This is a genomic window from Nocardioides sp. F233, from assembly GCF_057813895.1.
The window spans coordinates 30422-45279 of record NZ_JBVASH010000012.1; the positions used below are offsets into that span (position 1 = coordinate 30422).

The 14858-nt window shown below is 71.9% G+C and carries 14 protein-coding genes and 1 riboswitch; of the genes, 4 read left to right on the top strand and 10 right to left on the bottom strand.

Annotated elements, in window-relative coordinates:
• Position 1: 1 nt before the first annotated feature.
• The 3 genes from ACZYRU_RS26765 to ribD are packed head-to-tail and all read right to left on the bottom strand — an operon-like array spanning position 2 to position 2884.
• Positions 2-1240, bottom strand: coding sequence for a bifunctional 3,4-dihydroxy-2-butanone-4-phosphate synthase/GTP cyclohydrolase II (locus tag ACZYRU_RS26765; RefSeq protein WP_488960152.1), 1239 nt, complete (start codon positions 1238-1240; stop codon positions 2-4).
• 1 nt (position 1241) lies between these two features.
• Complete coding sequence (locus ACZYRU_RS26770) at positions 1242-1856, bottom strand: riboflavin synthase (protein WP_488960153.1); 615 nt, start codon at positions 1854-1856, stop codon at positions 1242-1244.
• On the bottom strand, positions 1856-2884 hold the full coding sequence (gene ribD, locus ACZYRU_RS26775; RefSeq protein WP_488960166.1) for a bifunctional diaminohydroxyphosphoribosylaminopyrimidine deaminase/5-amino-6-(5-phosphoribosylamino)uracil reductase RibD: 1029 nt from the start codon (positions 2882-2884) through the stop codon (positions 1856-1858). Before ribD ends, ACZYRU_RS26770 begins: the two co-directional genes overlap by 1 nt.
• A gap of 123 nt (positions 2885-3007) precedes the next feature.
• A riboswitch (FMN riboswitch) is annotated at positions 3008-3137 on the bottom strand.
• An 82-nt stretch (positions 3138-3219) separates the two neighbouring features.
• Between ribD and ACZYRU_RS26780 the strand changes: the two genes are divergently transcribed.
• The gene (locus ACZYRU_RS26780) at positions 3220-3714 is read left to right on the top strand and encodes a cupin domain-containing protein (RefSeq protein ID WP_488960154.1); all 495 of its coding nucleotides are present in this window, start codon (positions 3220-3222) and stop codon (positions 3712-3714) included.
• Between the two features lie 7 nt (positions 3715-3721).
• Here the strand turns inward: ACZYRU_RS26780 and ACZYRU_RS26785 are convergent, their stop codons facing one another.
• Genes ACZYRU_RS26785 through ACZYRU_RS26805 form a run of 5 tightly spaced genes read right to left on the bottom strand, consistent with a single transcriptional unit; the run spans position 3722 to position 8334 of the window.
• Positions 3722-4894, bottom strand: coding sequence for a lipid-transfer protein (locus tag ACZYRU_RS26785; RefSeq protein WP_488960155.1), 1173 nt, complete (start codon positions 4892-4894; stop codon positions 3722-3724).
• On the bottom strand, positions 4891-5280 hold the full coding sequence (locus ACZYRU_RS26790; RefSeq protein ID WP_488960156.1) for a MaoC family dehydratase: 390 nt from the start codon (positions 5278-5280) through the stop codon (positions 4891-4893). The genes ACZYRU_RS26785 and ACZYRU_RS26790 overlap by 4 nt, the downstream gene beginning before the upstream one ends.
• Positions 5277-5666, bottom strand: coding sequence for a Zn-ribbon domain-containing OB-fold protein (locus tag ACZYRU_RS26795; protein ID WP_488960157.1), 390 nt, complete (start codon positions 5664-5666; stop codon positions 5277-5279). Before ACZYRU_RS26795 ends, ACZYRU_RS26790 begins: the two co-directional genes overlap by 4 nt.
• Positions 5663-6178 carry an FAS1-like dehydratase domain-containing protein gene (locus ACZYRU_RS26800; protein WP_488960158.1) on the bottom strand — a complete coding sequence of 172 codons (516 nt, stop codon included), beginning with the start codon at positions 6176-6178 and terminating at the stop codon, positions 5663-5665. Before ACZYRU_RS26800 ends, ACZYRU_RS26795 begins: the two co-directional genes overlap by 4 nt.
• Positions 6175-8334 (bottom strand): acyl-CoA dehydrogenase family protein, encoded by a 2160-nt coding sequence (locus ACZYRU_RS26805; RefSeq protein WP_488960159.1) that lies wholly within the window; start codon positions 8332-8334, stop codon positions 6175-6177. Before ACZYRU_RS26805 ends, ACZYRU_RS26800 begins: the two co-directional genes overlap by 4 nt.
• A gap of 33 nt (positions 8335-8367) precedes the next feature.
• Here ACZYRU_RS26805 and ACZYRU_RS26810 point away from each other — a divergent pair, with 33 nt between their 5' ends.
• Positions 8368-9285 carry an alpha/beta fold hydrolase gene (locus ACZYRU_RS26810; protein WP_488960160.1) on the top strand — a complete coding sequence of 306 codons (918 nt, stop codon included), beginning with the start codon at positions 8368-8370 and terminating at the stop codon, positions 9283-9285.
• On the opposite strand, the gene ACZYRU_RS26815 is transcribed toward ACZYRU_RS26810, so the two are convergent.
• On the bottom strand, positions 9245-10678 hold the full coding sequence (locus ACZYRU_RS26815) for a WS/DGAT/MGAT family O-acyltransferase (RefSeq protein WP_488960161.1): 1434 nt from the start codon (positions 10676-10678) through the stop codon (positions 9245-9247). The genes ACZYRU_RS26810 and ACZYRU_RS26815 overlap by 41 nt on opposite strands.
• A gap of 65 nt (positions 10679-10743) precedes the next feature.
• Here ACZYRU_RS26815 and ACZYRU_RS26820 point away from each other — a divergent pair, with 65 nt between their 5' ends.
• On the top strand, positions 10744-11994 hold the full coding sequence (locus ACZYRU_RS26820; protein ID WP_488960162.1) for an alpha/beta hydrolase fold domain-containing protein: 1251 nt from the start codon (positions 10744-10746) through the stop codon (positions 11992-11994).
• Here the strand turns inward: ACZYRU_RS26820 and ACZYRU_RS26825 are convergent.
• Complete coding sequence (locus ACZYRU_RS26825) at positions 11991-13982, bottom strand: acyl-CoA dehydrogenase family protein (RefSeq protein WP_488960163.1); 1992 nt, start codon at positions 13980-13982, stop codon at positions 11991-11993. The genes ACZYRU_RS26820 and ACZYRU_RS26825 overlap by 4 nt on opposite strands.
• Before the next feature lie 59 nt (positions 13983-14041).
• On the opposite strand from ACZYRU_RS26825, the gene ACZYRU_RS26830 reads away from it, so the two are divergent.
• Positions 14042-14716, top strand: coding sequence for a class I SAM-dependent methyltransferase (locus ACZYRU_RS26830; protein ID WP_488960164.1), 675 nt, complete (start codon positions 14042-14044; stop codon positions 14714-14716).
• Positions 14717-14858: the final 142 nt, after the last annotated feature.

A 14858-nucleotide genomic window follows, 5' to 3' on the forward strand; every position in this document is an offset into this window, starting at 1 on the left:
GTCAGTTGACTCCTTCGAGGTCGAGGTCGGGCAGGTCGTGGCCCATCCGGTCGCGCTTGGTGACGAGGTAGGCCAGGTTGTGCCCGTTGGGGTGGGGCGTGAGCGGGACCCGCTCGGTGACGGTGATGCCGTAGTCCTCGAGCGAGGTGACCTTGTCGGGGTTGTTGGTCAGCAGCCGCACGTCGGAGACGCCGAGGTCCTTGAGGACCTGCGTGGCCGCGCCGTAGTGGCGGGCGTCGGCGGGCAGGCCGAGGTCGAGGTTGGCGTCGACGGTGTCGCGGCCGCCGTCCTGCAGCTGGTAGGCCTGCAGCTTGGCGACCAGGCCGATCCCCCGGCCCTCGTGGCCACGCAGGTAGACGACCACGCCGCGGCCCTCCTCGACGATGCGGTCCATCGCCTCGTTGAGCTGGGGGCCGCAGTCGCAGCGGCTGGAGCCGAACACGTCTCCGGTCAGGCACTCCGAGTGCACCCGGGTGAGCACCGGGCCGCCCTCGGCGAGGGTGGCCGGGTCGCCGTACACGAGAGCGACGTGCTCGCTGCCGTCGACGGTGATCGTGTAGCCGATGGCGGTGAAGTCGCCGTGGCTGGTCGGCAGGCTGGTCTCGGCCTCACGCACCACGTGCGTCTCGACGCGGCGGCGGTAGCGGACCAGGTCCTCGATCGAGATCATCGCCAGGCCGTGCTCGTCGGCGAACGCACGCAGCTCGGGGGCGCGCTTCATCGTGCCGTCGTCGTTGACGACCTCGACCAGCACACCGGTCGGGGTCAGGCCGGCGAGACGGCACAGGTCGACGGCGGCCTCGGTGTGGCCGCGGCGGACCAGCACGCCGCCCTCGCGGTAGCGCAGCGGGAACACGTGGCCCGGGCGGGTCAGCTCCCACGGCTCGGTCGCGGAGTCGGCGAGCACGCGCACGGTGTGGGCGCGGTCAGCGGCGGAGATGCCGGTGCTGACGCCGTCGCGGGCGTCGACCGAGATGGTGTACGCCGTGCGGTAGGCGTCCTTGTTGTGCGGAGTCATCAGCGGGATCTCGAGCCGGTCCAGCATGGCGCCGGGCATCGGGGCGCAGATGACGCCGCTGGAGTAGCGGATCGTGAAGGCCATCAGCTCCGGCGTCGCCTTGCTGGCGGCGAAGATGATGTCGCCCTCGTTCTCGCGGTCCTCGTCGTCGACGACGACGACGGCCTTGCCCGCGGCGATGTCGGCGATCGCGCGCTCGACGGGGTCCAGTCGCACCGACATGTCAGTTCTCCTTGCTGCTGGTGCTGGTGTAGGCACGGACGAGCTTCTCCACGTGCTTGGCGATGACGTCGACCTCGAGGTTGACCTGGTCGCCGACGGCGCGGAAGCCGAGCGTCGTACGGGCCAGGGTCTCGGGGATCAGGCTGACGGTGAAGGTGTGGTCGCCGGCCTCGACGACGGTGAGCGAGGTGCCGTCGACGGTGATCGAGCCCTTGTCGACGAGGTAGCGGCCGAGCTCGTCGGGCATCTTGATCTCGACGATCTCCCAGTGCTCGCTGGGGGTGCGGGCCACGACCTCGCCGACGGCGTCGACGTGGCCCTGCACGACGTGGCCGCCCAACCGCTTCTCGGCGGTGACCGCGCGCTCGAGGTTGACCCGGTCGCCAGCGGTCAGGCTGCCGATGCTGGTCTTGGCGAGCGTCTCAGCCATCACGTCGGCGGTCCAGGTCGTGTCGGTGCGCTCGGCGACCGTCAGGCAGCAGCCGTTGACGGCGATCGAGTCACCGAGGCCGGCGTCGGACAGCGTCACGTCGGAGGCGATGGTGAGCCGGATGGCGTCCCCCTGGTCCTCGACGGCGGTGACGGTACCGAGCTCCTCGACGATGCCGGTGAACATCAGGCGGTTCCTTCCTTGTTCCTGGCCGTGGTGGGCCTCATGATCATGCGCACGTTGGCGTCGGCGCCCTCGCCGACCACGGTCGTGTCGACGAGCCGCAGGTGCAACGCGTCGGCGATGGTCCCGATTCCGAGGTCCCCGACGGCGGAGCGGCCGGTGCCGAGCAGCATCGGGGCGACGTACGTGACGACCTCGTCGACCAGCCCCGCGTGCAGGAAGGCGGCGGCCAGGGTCGGCCCACCCTCGAGGAAGACGTGGTGGCGGTCGTGGTCGGCGTACAGGGTGCGCAGGGCCTGCTCGGGGTCGCGGGTGCGCAGGTGCACCGTGGGTGCGGCGTCATCGAGGACGCGGCGGTCCTCGGCGAGGTCGCGCTCCCCCATCACGACGCGCAGCGGCTGCTCGCCGACCGGCTGGTCGTCGTCGCCGCGGACGGTGAGCTGCGGGTCGTCGACCTCGACGGTGTTGGTCCCGACGAGCATCGTGTCGCACAGACCGCGCAGCAGGTGGGTGTCGCGGCGGGCGGCCGGTGAGGAGACCCACCGGGACGTGCCATCGGCGGCGGCGCTGCGCCCGTCGAGGGTGGTGGCGAACTTCCACGTCACGAACGGCCGGCCGTTGCGGTGGGCGAACGTCCAGGACCGGTTGACCTCGGCAGCCTCGTCGGCGAGCAGGCCGGCGTCGACCTCGATGCCCGCCTCCAGCAACGTCTCCATGCCGCCCGCGGCCTGCGGGTTGGGATCGCGCTGCGCGATGACCACGCGGGCGACGCCGGCGGCGATCAGCGCCTGCGAGCAGGGTCCGGTGCGGCCGGTGTGGTTGCACGGCTCCAGCGTCACGATCGCGGTCGCGCCGCGGGCCCGCTCGCCGGCGACCTTCAGCGCCTCGACCTCGGCGTGCGGCGTACCGGCGCCGTGGTGGTAGCCCTCCCCGACGATGCTGCCGTCGGGACCGAGCAGCACGCAGCCCACCCGCGGGTTGGGGTGCAACGGCACCCCGGGGGTCACTGCCAGTGCGAGCGCACGACGCATCGCGTCGTACTCACGGGTGAACGTCTCCGCCACCGGCCACCGCCTCTCGTCGTCCTGGACGCGGACTCCGGGGCTTGCCTGGCGTACGGCGGGCGCCCACAGCGGGGCGTCCGTCGGACACTCGTGCGTGCACTTCCCATCCGGACTTTGACCGTCGGTCCAGGAGTTCCACCTGATCAACCGATCACTGGCTGCGATCGGGTCGCGGACTGTCACCGCCGGTTCGGATTCTCACCGACCCCAGAGCACGCGAGCTCTTGGGACCCATGGTGGCACATCACGACACGCCGCGGGCTGTGGGTCCGCTCACTGGGAGGCGTGGGTAGCGTCGCCGCATGTCGTATCCCCCACCCCTGTACGACGGCGATGGCGAGGTCTCGGCCTGGGTCCGCCCCAACTCCGACGGCCCCGACCTGGTCTACCCCAACGGCAACCGGGTCCACCACCTCGCGCGCGGCGAGGCGACCGGCGGGCTGTTCGGGCTCTACCGGTGGGAGTTCTCCGAGGCGGTCAGCGGCCCGAGCCCCCACTTCCACCGCAGCATCTCCGAGTCCTTCTACGTCCTCGAGGGCGAGGTCCGGATCCACACCGGCACCGAGTGGATGACCGCGCGCCCCGGCGACTTCCTGCACGTGCCGCCCGGCGGCATCCACGGCTTCCGCAACGAGTCCGGCGCCCCGGCGTCGATGCTGCTGCACTTCGCACCGGGTGCGCCGCGCGAGCCCTACTTCGAGGGTCTCGACCGGTTGGCCCGGGGTGAGGAGTGGACGCCGGAGGAGTACGACGCGTTCATGCGCGAGCACGACAACGTCTGGGTCGAGGAGGCCTAGTCCCGGATCAGGCCGAGAGGATCAGCCCGCTCGTCGGCACACCGGTGCCGGCGGTGACCAGCACGTGGTGGGCGTCGGCGACCGGGTTGACCGAGGTGCCGCGGATCTGGCGCACACCCTCGGCGACGCCGTTCATGCCGTGGATGTAGGCCTCGCCGAGCTGCCCGCCGTGGGTGTTGATGGGCAGCCGGCCGCCGACCTCGATGGCGCCGTCCTGCACGAAGTCCTTGGCCTCTCCGCGTCCGCAGAAGCCGAGCTCCTCGAGCTGCATGAGGACGTACGGCGTGAAGTGGTCGTAGAGCACCGCCATCGGCATGTCGGCCGGAGTGAGCCCGGACTGCTTCCACAGCTCGCGGCCCACGACGCCGATCTCGGGGATGCCGATGTCGTCGCGGTAGTAGGACGTCATCACGAACTGGTCCTTGCCCGAGCCCTGCGCGGCGGCGGCGATGTACGCCGGCCGCTGGGCGAGGTCCTTGGCCCGCTCCGCCGAGACGATGACGAGGGCGACCGCGCCGTCGGACTCCTGGCAGCAGTCGAGCAGGTGCAGCGGGTCGGCGATCATCCGGGAGGCCTGGTGGTCCTCGAGGGTGATCGGCTTGCCGTAGAAGAACGCGGCCGGGTTCGTGGCGGCGTGCCTGCGGTCGGCGACGGCGACGCGACCGAAGTCGGCCGAGGTGGCGCCGTACTCGTGCATGTAGCGGCGGGCTTGCATGGCGACCGTGGCGGCCGGCGTGGACAGGCCGAGCGGGTAGGTCCAGGCATTGTCGAGGCCGTTGGTGTTGACCTGCGCGGCGGCCCAGTTGGAGACCTGGCCGAACCGGTCGCCGGAGCGCTCGTTGAAGCCGCGGTAGGCGACGACCACGTCGGCGACACCGGTGGCGACGGCCATCGCGGCCTGCTGGACGGTGGCGCAGGCCGCGCCGCCTCCGTAGTTGATCCGGCTGAAGAAGCGCAGCTCGGGGATGCCGAGCTCGCGGGCCACCGCGATCTCGGACGAGGTGTCCATCGTGAAGGTGACCAGGCCGTCGACGTCGGCGGGCGTGAGGCCGCAGTCGGCCAGGGCGTGGCGCACGGCCTCGACCGAGAGCTGGAGCTCGGAGCGGCCGGACTCCTTGGAGAACTCGGTCGCGCCGATGCCGGCGATGGCGGCCTTGCCGGAGAGGGTGCGCTCGCTCATGCGGCCACCGTCACGGTTCCGATGACGTGGTCGCCGAGCGATACCGCGCCGACCACCTTGATCGTGGCGACACCGTCCTCGACGGAGGTGACCTCGCCGGAGAAGGTGAACGTGTCATAGGGGTACGCCGGGGCGCCGAGCCGGATCGCGATGCCCCGGATCTGCACGTCGGGGCCGGCCCAGTCGGTCACGTAGCGCTCGCAGAGCGCCGTCGAGGTGAGGATGTTGACGAAGATGTCCTTCGAGCCGGCTCCCTGCGCGATGTCGCGGTCGTGGTGGACGTCCTGGAAGTCGCGGGTCGCGATCGCGGTCGAGACCACGAGGGTCGGCGTGATGGGCAGGCTCCACTCGGGAAGCCGGTCCCCCACCTTCAGCACGGCGCTCATCGGTCCACCTTCGTCCAGATCGGGAGGGTCAGGTCGTCGTCGACCACGTTCCAGCCGACGCTCGCACGGTCGCCGATCTCGACGGGACCGGTCATCTCGGCCACCATCCGCACGCCCTCGTCGAGGTCGAGCAGCGCGATGACCAGCGGCAGCTCCTTGCCGGGCACCTGCGGGGCGTGGTGGACCAGGTAGGAGAACACGGTGCCGGTGCCGGCGGCGACGACGTAGCCCCGGTCGAACGCACCGCAGTCCGGGCAGGCCGGACCGGGCGGGTGGCGCAGCACGCCGCAGGCGTTGCACTTCTGGATGCGCAGCTCACCCGCCGCCGTACCCTCGAAGAAGTAGGCGTTGTCCCGGTTGACGACCGGGCGAACGGGGCCGCTCACGCGTCCGCCTTCGCGCGCGGGATGAACTTGAGGACCCGGAAGAGCATGGTCGCGACCCGCTCGTCTCCGACGTACCAGGTGTTGCGCGAGGTCACGAAGTACCCGACGCCCATCCCGGTGGCCTTGGGGCCGACGACGGAGTCGAGCGCGGTGGTGACGCGCACCTTCTCCCCCACCGTCAGGTAGCGGTCGTAGGACTGCTCGCAGTTGGTGCCGAGCACGGCGGTGAAGCCGGCGTCGGTGAGCACCCGCATCATCGAGTGCAGGGGGTCGTCCTCGGACGGCTTGCCGCCGAGGCCGTACATCGTCCACACCTGGGCCATCGACGGCGGCGCCTCGCCCGCCTTGAAGCGCGGGTTGTCGACGCCCATCGCCTCCAGCCAGTTGTTGATCGTCGGCTGGTTGACCTCGTCGCGGGCGACCCGCTCGGCGGCCTCGCCCCAGCCCTTGATCCGCTCGGCCTCGGCCATCACCTTCTCGTGGACGGCGGCATCCACCAGCTCGGCGCTCATCGCGGCACCCGCGGCAGGCCGAGGCCGAACATCGAGATCAGCTCGCGCTGGACCTCCTGGACCCCGCCACCGAAGGTGAGCACGAGGTTCCGCTTGGCCTGCGCGTCGAGGTAGTCGAGCACGTCCTTCGTCTCCGTGTCCCCCGCGTCACCGTGGCGGTACACGAGCGAGATGAGGTCGGCGAGCAGGTGCTGCACCTGGTCGGAGGCGAACACCTTCGACGAGGACGCGTCGGCCACCTTGATCTCGCCGGCGGCCGCCGCGCGGGCGACCTCCCAGTTGAGCAGCTCGTTGATCCGGAACACCGCGGTGGCCCGTCCCAGCACGTCCCGCACGTCGGAGCGGTCGAGCACGCCGGCCGCCCCGGCCCAGCGCACGACCCGGTCGCGCAGGCCCTCGATCCGGCCGGCGGGGCCGAGCATGACCCGCTCGTGGTTGAGCTGCGTGGTGATCAGCTTCCAGCCCTGGTTCTCCTCGCCGACCAGCATGTCGACGGGGACCCGGACGTCGTTGAAGTACGTGGCGTTGACGTGGTGGGAGCCGTCGGCCGTGATGATCGGCGTCCAGCTGTAGCCGGGGTCCTTGGTGTCCACGATCAGGATCGAGATGCCCTTGTGCTTCGGGGCGTCCGGATCGGTGCGGACCGCGAGCCACAGGTAGTCGGCCTGATGACCGCCGGTGGTCCACATCTTCTGGCCGTTGACGACGTAGTGGTCGCCGTCCCTCTTGGCCGTCGTGCGCAGCGACGCGAGGTCGGTGCCGGCGTCGGGCTCGCTGTAGCCGATCGCGAAGTGCACGTCGCCCTTGAGGATGCGCTCCAGGAAGAGGTCCTTCTGCTTCTCGGTGCCGTACTTGATCAGCGTCGGCCCGACGGTCTGCAGGGTGACCGACGGCAGGTGCACGTCGGCGTACTGCGCCTCGTTGGCGAAGATCGTCTGCTCGACCTCGCCGAGTCCGTGGCCGCCGTACTCCTTCGGCCAGCCGACGCCCATCCAGCCGTCGGTGCCGAGCCGGCGGATCATCCGCTCGTACGTCGGTCCGTGCCGGTTCCAGGCGCCCTCGACCGGGTCGGGGTCGTGGATGCCGTCGAACTCGGCCGCGACGCCGCCGAAGTAGTCGCGCAGCCGCGCCTTGAGGGCGCGCTGGTCGTCGGTGAGCTCGAGGTTCTTGGCGCCGGCGCCCTCGACCGGGACGTCGGCCGCGGTCGTGTCGAGCGCGTGGGCGAGGTCGGTGCCCCACGTCGTCAGCGCGACGAGCGGGTAGGTGATGTCGACGCCCATGCCGCCGTGCAGGTGGTGGCAGGTGCGGAAGGCGTACGGCGCCACCTGGCTCACCCAGTAGCCGGCGACCGCGAGGTCGTCCTCGGCAGGCAGGCCCTCCGCGACGCGCCACACGGCGTTGTCGGCGGCCAGGTCGAGGGTGCGCGAGGCGACGTAGACATCGGCCATCTGCAGGGAGACGGCCTGGAACTCGGCGAGCGCGCGGCCGAACTGCTGACGGCCCTTGACGTAGTCGGCCGTCAGGTCGCGGGCGCCGGCGAGCACGCCGGCCGCGGTGACGGCGAGGCCCGCGCGGGCCAGGTCGCGCAGGCGTGCGGCGGCACCGTCCGCGAGCGGCTCGGCGGGCGCGCCGTCGAGGACGACGGTGTGCTGGGGGCTGGCGCTGGACGCGCTCGCGGGCAGCAGGGTGACGCCGGGACCGGCGGGGTCGACCAGTACGACGAGCTCGTCGTCCCCGTCGCGCGCGACCACGAGGAGGCGGGCGGCCTGCTCGGCGAAGGTGACGGCGAGCTTGCGGCCGCTGACCACGCCGTCGGCGTACGTCGCCTCGCCGCGCAGCGCGGGCGTCACGACGACCTCTCCGGCAGCGATGCCCGGGAGCAGCTCCTTGCGCTGTGCGTCGGTGCCGTGGTCGGCCAGGGTGAGCGCGCCGCAGCACAGCGTCTCCCAGACGGGCACCTGAACGGCGGCCCGGCCTGTCTCGCGCAGCAGGACGGCGACCTCCGCGAGCCCCAGTCCTTCGCCACCCTGCTCCTCGGGAACGGGCAGCGAGGTCAGTCCGGCTCCGGCCCAGGCCGCCCAGTCCCGGGCGTCGGAGTCTCGCTCGAGCACCTCGCCGACGACGGCACGAACTGCGTTGATCGCCTCTGCATCCACAGGGAAACTGTAACGTGTTCTAGTCTGGCCCGCATGGGTGCCGTCTCACTGATCGACGTCGCGCGCCGGCGCGTGGAGCTGCCGCCGACCCGGATCCCGTCCGGACGGATGGTCGAGCTCCCGGGGCGCGGCGGGTCGACGTACGTGACCGACACGCCGGGACCGCACCCGGAGTCGCCGACCATCGTGCTGCTGCACGCGCTCGGCACGACCGGCCTGCTGACCTGGTTCCCCGCGATCGAGCCGCTGTCCCGGCGCTTCCGGGTCGTGACGCTCGACCAGCGCTGGCACGGGCGTGGCATCCAGAGCGAGGAGTTCAGCCTGGTCGACTGCGCCGACGACGTCGCCGCGTTGATCGACGTGCTCGACCTGCAGGACGTGATCGTCGGCGGGTACTCGATGGGCTCGATCGTCGCCCAGCGGGTGTGGCGTCAGCACCCCTCGCTCGTGCACGGCCTGGTGCTCGGCGCGACCACCGACCGCTTCCAGCTCACCGCCGCCGAGCGCGGCTTCTTCCTCGGCATGGGCTCCACGATGGTCGCGCTGCGCGGCGTGTCGCGGTCCCGTACGGCGGTCCGCGCCGCCCGCGCCGCCGCCCGCGGCGTCGACCTCGAGGTCTCCGACCTGCACGAGTGGGCGCTGCGCGAGTTCCGCTCCACCAGCCCGTGGGCCGTCGGGCAGGCGCTCGCCGCACTCGGCCAGCACCACTCGCGACCGTGGCTCTCGCGGATCGACGTACCGACCGCGGTGGTCGCGATGATGCGCGACCGGGTCATCCCGACCCCGCGCCAGCTGGCGCTGGCCCGGGCCATCCCGGGCGCCACCGTGCACGAGGTCGACGACGGGCACGCGGGCTGCGTGCTCGGCGCCGGGAAGTTCGTGCCGCGCTTCGTCGAGGCGGCCGCGACCGTCAACGCGCGGCGTCGGGACTTCCGTCGACCGCAGCCGTGAGCCGGGCCAGCTCGGCCGGGAAGTGCCGCACGAGCGCGTCGGTGTCGGGCATCGACTCGCGGCAGGCGATCGCGCCGACATGCATCTGGCCGGCGTTCGACATCACGGTCACGTTGAGGCCGGCGCCGTGGAAGACCGGGCCGAGGGGGCACAGCGCGTCGATCCGGGCGCCCATGAAGTAGAGCGGGACCGGCGGGCCGGGCACGTTCGAGATGACCAGGTTGTGCACGACCGGGTGCTTCTCGGCGAGACGCAGGTTGGCGTAGGCGCGCACGGCGAGCCCGAAGGTCCGGGGCGCCGCGAACTCCGCCCAGTCCTGCAGCGCGTCGGCGCTGATCGCGTTGTGGTGCTCCTTGGCGTGCTGGTTGCGCTCGGCCAGCATCCGCAGCCGCTCCAGCGGGTCGTCGATGTCGGTGCCGAGCTTGGTGAACAGCGCGGAGACCTTGTTGGCGCCGGTCGAGCGGCGCGAGCTGTCGCGCACGCTCACCGGGACGGTGGCCAGCAGCGAGGACTCGGGCAGCTCGTCGCGCTCCACGAGGTAGGCCCGCAGCGCGCCGCCGGAGACGGCGAGCACGACGTCGTTGACCGTGGTGCCGGTGACCTTCTTGATCCGGCGGATCTCCTCGAGGTCGAGGTCGGCCATCGCGATCGAGCGGTGCGAGGTGATGGTGCCGTTGAAGGAGGTCCGCGGGGCCGAGAACGGCGCTGCCATGGCGGTCCCCTGCCGGGCGCGGCCGATGCTCTTGGTGACCAGCTGGGCCGAGGGCTTGAGCACCTTGACCAGGGTGACCGGGCGGGTCGCCGTACCGATGACGGCGCGGCCGAGCAGCTCGCCACGACCGGGATCGCGCGGGTGCGGGGTGTTCTCGGGCACCAGCGGCGGCGAGTCGGGCTCGAGCGAGCACAGGTGCGAGATCAGGTTGGAGCCGGAGACGCCGTCGACGGTCGCGTGGTGCATCTTGGCGAAGACGACGACCTTCTCGTCCTCGGGCTCGCCGTCGTCCCCCTCGGGCCGGTAGCCCTCGATGACCCACATCTCCCACAGCGGGCGCGAGCGATCGAGCGGCAACGACGCGAGGTGGGCGCACAGGTCCATCAGCTCGGCGTACCCGCCGGGCGTCGGCAGTGCGAGGCGGTGCACGTGGCGCTCGATGTCGAAGTTCTTGTCACGCACCCACACCGGGTGGTCGAGGCCGAGCGGCACGCCGCGGACCTTGCGGGTGAACCCCGGGACGTCGCGAACGCGGACCTCGATCTCGCGCTGCATCGCGGCGAACGTGTACGGCGTCGTCATCGTCGCCGGGTCGAGCACCATCACCGCGCACACGTGCATGAGCTGAGCGGGCGTCTCCAGGTAGAGGAAGCTCGCATCCAGTCCCGACAGCCGATCCATTGCTGACCCCCATGAAAACTAGAACGGGTACCAGTTTCTCACAACGAGCCGGATACTCTCGCGTCATGGGATTCGTACGGCGCCAGCTCGTCACGGCGGCGTTGACCGCCAATGCCATCCGCCCCGTCCCCGGCTTCCGCGCCGGCATCCCGGCCTTCTTCGCCGGATGGCTGACCGGTGAGCTCGCACCGCACGTCCTCGGCCTGACCGCCGCCGATGCCGCCGCACACGCGACCGGTTCGCGGCGCGACTGGCGGGGCCTGGCCCTGGCCGGTCTGTCCGGCGCGGGCCTGGCGTACCTGATCAAGCAGAGCCGGCAGGCGGTCGACGACGCCGAGAACGCGCTCGTCGAAGGTCTCGGGGTGGAGTACGTCGAGCAGCTCGACGCGCGCCCGACCCCGGCCGACCTCGCCACCCCGTGGCGGCGGCTGGCCAACCCGTTCGCGTTCGGGAAGGCGGCCCGCCGGGCCGGGATCGAGGTGCACCGCGACATCCCGTTCGCGCCGTACGGCCGGCGGGGGGTGCTCGACGTCTACACGTCCGAGGTGACCCCGGCCGCCGGGGCGCCGGTGCTGCTGCAGGTCCACGGCGGCGGCTGGACGATCGGCAACAAGGACCAGCAGGGCCTGCCGCTCATGCAGCACATGGCCGCCAAGGGCTGGGTCTGCGTGGCGATCAACTACCGGCTCGCGCCGCGCGACCCGTGGCCGGCGCAGATCGTCGACGTGAAGGCCGCGATCGCGTGGATCCGCGAGCACATCGCGGAGTTCGGCGGCGACCCGTCGTACATCGCGATCACCGGCGGCTCCGCCGGCGGCCACCTCACGGCCCTCGCGGCAGTCACCCCGAACGCGCCGGAGTTCCAGCCGGGCTTCGAGTCGGCCGACACCAGCGTCCAGGCCGCGGTCCCCTACTACGGCGTCTACGACCTCGCCGGCGCGAGCGGGCTGCGCACCGCCGAGCTGATGCGCGACAAGTTCCTCGCCCCGATCGTGTTCAAGAAGTCGCCGCGCTCCCAGCGCGAGGTCTTCGAGGAGGCCAGCCCGCTGGTGCGGGTCACGGCCGACGCACCGGACTTCTTCGTCATCCACGGCTCGCGCGACACGCTCGTCGACGTCGGTCAGGCGCGCGCGTTCGTCGAGACGCTGCGGTCGACGTCCAAGCGGACGGTGACCTACGCCGAGCTGCCCGGCGCCCAGCACGCCTTCGACATCTTCCCGTCGATCCGCTCGCAGCACCTGGTGCGCGCGACCGACCGGTTCCTGCACTGGCACTGGAACGGCTGGCGGCGGGAGCGGGCCGCGCCCGTCTCCTAGCGCGGCAGCCCGAGGATCCGCTCGCCCGCGACGTTGCGCAGGATCTGCGTCGTACCGCCGGCGATGGACAGGCAGCGGGTGTTGAGCTGCTCCCAGACGTCGGCCGCGAGCGGGTCGTCGGACTCCTTGCCGATCGTGCCGAGCAGGGCGAGGTCGTCGCCCTGGAGCTTGACCACGAGCTCGGAGGAGTCCTGGCGGCTGCGTACGCCGAGCAGCTTGGCGACGCTCGACTCGGCACCGGGGCCGTGGCCCCCGAGGGCACGCAGGGTGGTGCGGACGCCGAGGAGGGCGCAGACCGTCGCCAGCGCCACCTGGCGGCCGACCTCGACGCGCTCGACCGGGCCGAGGTCACGGGAGGCGGCGAGCTCGACGGCGCGCTCGACGCTCTTGGTGAGCCGGGCGCTGGCCATGGCGACGCGCTCGTTGGCGAGCGTCGTGCGGGCCAGCTTCCAGCCGTCGCCGGGCTCAGCGACGACGTACTCGTCGGGGACGAAGACCTCGTCGAGGAACACCTCGTTGAACAGCGCCTCGCCGGTGATCTCACGCAGCGGACGGACCTCGATCCCGGAGGCGCGCATGTCGACGAGGAAGTACGTGATGCCCCTGTGCTGCGGGACGTCGGCGTCGGTGCGGGCCAGGCAGATGCCCCAGTCGGCACGCTCGGCGACCGAGGTCCACACCTTCTGGCCGGTCAGCGACCAACCGCCGTCGACCTTCACCGCGCGGGTGCGCAGCGAGGCGAGGTCGGAGCCGGAACCGGGCTCCGAGAACAGCTGGCACCAGGTCAGCTCGCCGAGCAGCGAGGGCCGCACGAACCGCTCGCGCTGCGCGTCGGTGCCGTGGGCGAGGATGGTCGGGACGGCCCAGCCCGCGATCACCAGGTCCGGGCGTACGACGCCCGTGCGGCCGAGCTCCTGGTCGATGACGATCTGCGTGGTCGGGTCGGCACCGAGGCCGTAGGGTGTGGGCCAGTGCGGCGTCAGGTAGCCGGCGTCCACCAGCGCCGCCCGCTGCTCAGCCGCAGGAAGCGCAGCGATCCGCTCGGCAGTGGCGCGAGCCTGCGGCCGGATCGCGAGGTCGCGACCCTCGAGGTCGACGTCCACGCGGCGTCGTACTCCGGTGACGGCAGCCGCCGTCACCCGCTCGGCCGCGGCATCGGCCGAACCGACGAGGGCGCGCAGGGTGAGCGCGCGGCGCAGGTAGAGGTGGGCGTCGTGCTCGTAGGTGAAGCCGATGCCACCGAGGACCTGGATGCAGGCCTTGGCGACCTCGACGGCACCGTCGAAGCAGGTCACGTGGGCGACGTCGACCGCGAAGGCCCACTGCTCCTCGTCGGCCCCGTTGGCCGCCGCGGCCGCGTCCCAGGCTGCCGCGGTGACGGCCTCGGCCGTCTCCAGCATCTGGGCGCACAGGTGCTTGATCGCCTGGAAGGCGCCGATCTTCTGGCCGAACTGCTCGCGGACCTTGGCGTAGTCGACCGCCGCCTCCAGGCACCACCGGGTCACGCCGGCCGCCTCGGCGGCAGCGAACGTGATCGCGGTGCGCCGCGCGGCGGGGTCGGTGAGCCCGGGACCGGTGCCGCGGGCGTGTCGCGCCGAGAGATCGATGCCGGGCTCGGGCGTGCCGCGGCCCGCCGTACCGCCGTCCCACACGACGCCGTCGTCGTCGAGCTGGACGCCGTGCCGCCCGGGCGCTCCGGCCAGGGTGCTGCCGATCGCGGCGCCGAGCAGTCCGCCGGGCAGCAGCTCGTGGGCGCAGGCCTCGATCGCGACCGCCTGGTCGAGCACCGTGCCGCCGCCACCGCCGGCCGCCTCGGGGACCGCGATCGAGTGGACGCCCATCTCCTCGATCGCAGCCCAGATCGGCGCGAAGTCCGCAGCAACGTCGCCCTCGGCGGCGCGGACGGCCTCCAGCGGGGACAGGCTCGCGGCCCACTTGCGCAGGCTGTCGGCGAGCTCGACCTGCTCGTCGGTGATGCCGATCGACATTGATGTTCTCCCGCCAGTACGAAAACTAGAACGCGTTCTAACTCTACTAGAGTGCACGGGTGACCGACACCATGCCGTCCGACCTGCTGGACCACGCCCGCGCCGCGAAGGGCTTCATGCCCGAGGACGAGGGCGCCCTGCTCCACCGGATCGCGCTCGAGCGACTCCCCCACGGGCCCGCGCTCGAGGTCGGCACGTACTGCGGCAAGTCCGGGATCTACCTGGGCGCAGCCGCACAGCAGGTCACGGCCACGACGGGCGAGACCGCCGTCGTGTTCACCGTCGACCACCACCGCGGCTCCGAGGAGAACCAGGCCGGCTGGGAGCACCACGACGCCAGCGTCGTGGACCCCGAGCTCGGGCTGATGGACACGCTCGGGCAGTTCCGCAAGAACATCGCCCGCGCCGGCCTCGAGGACCACGTCGTCGCGGTCGTCGGCCAGTCCACGACCGTCGCCGCCCACTGGCGCACGCCGCTCTCGCTGCTGTTCATCGACGGCGGGCACGGCGAGGAGCCGGCCCGCGCCGACTTCGCCGGCTGGGCGCACTGGGTCGAGGCGGGCGGCTACCTCGCCATCCACGACGTCTTCCCCGACCCCGCGGACGGCGGGCGGCCACCGTACGAGCAGATCTACCTGCCCGCCCTGGCAAGCGGCCAGTACACGGAGGTCGCCGTCACCGGCTCCCTCCGTGTCCTGCAGCGCACCTCAGGAGCGGCTGGAGAGGCTCTGTAAGTTGGGCGCTCGCTCCGCTGTGAGGGTTTTCGTGGCCGGCCTGAGGTTGGCTGGCAGGGTGGCCTTGGTTCTGCTGCTGTGGTCGTGACTCTTCGCTTCGGTGACCCGCTGCCGTTGTGGTGACGGTTCGGTGATGGTGTCT

What these genes read in the sequence shown, in the direction of transcription:
- ACZYRU_RS26780 (WP_488960154.1), top strand. Translation starts at nt 3,220, where the DNA reads ATGTCGTATCCCCCACCCCTGTACGACGGCGATGGCGAGGTCTCGGCC.
- ACZYRU_RS26800 (WP_488960158.1), bottom strand. Translation starts at nt 6,178, where the DNA reads ATGAGCGCCGAGCTGGTGGATGCCGCCGTCCACGAGAAGGTGATGGCC.
- ACZYRU_RS26820 (WP_488960162.1), top strand. Translation starts at nt 10,744, where the DNA reads ATGGGATTCGTACGGCGCCAGCTCGTCACGGCGGCGTTGACCGCCAAT.
- ACZYRU_RS26765 (WP_488960152.1), bottom strand. Translation starts at nt 1,240, where the DNA reads ATGTCGGTGCGACTGGACCCCGTCGAGCGCGCGATCGCCGACATCGCC.
- ACZYRU_RS26825 (WP_488960163.1), bottom strand. Translation starts at nt 13,982, where the DNA reads ATGTCGATCGGCATCACCGACGAGCAGGTCGAGCTCGCCGACAGCCTG.
- ACZYRU_RS26785 (WP_488960155.1), bottom strand. Translation starts at nt 4,894, where the DNA reads ATGAGCGAGCGCACCCTCTCCGGCAAGGCCGCCATCGCCGGCATCGGC.
- ACZYRU_RS26815 (WP_488960161.1), bottom strand. Translation starts at nt 10,678, where the DNA reads ATGGATCGGCTGTCGGGACTGGATGCGAGCTTCCTCTACCTGGAGACG.
- ACZYRU_RS26810 (WP_488960160.1), top strand. Translation starts at nt 8,368, where the DNA reads ATGGGTGCCGTCTCACTGATCGACGTCGCGCGCCGGCGCGTGGAGCTG.
- ACZYRU_RS26790 (WP_488960156.1), bottom strand. Translation starts at nt 5,280, where the DNA reads ATGAGCGCCGTGCTGAAGGTGGGGGACCGGCTTCCCGAGTGGAGCCTG.
- ACZYRU_RS26770 (WP_488960153.1), bottom strand. Translation starts at nt 1,856, where the DNA reads ATGTTCACCGGCATCGTCGAGGAGCTCGGTACCGTCACCGCCGTCGAG.
- ribD (WP_488960166.1), bottom strand. Translation starts at nt 2,884, where the DNA reads ATGCGTCGTGCGCTCGCACTGGCAGTGACCCCCGGGGTGCCGTTGCAC.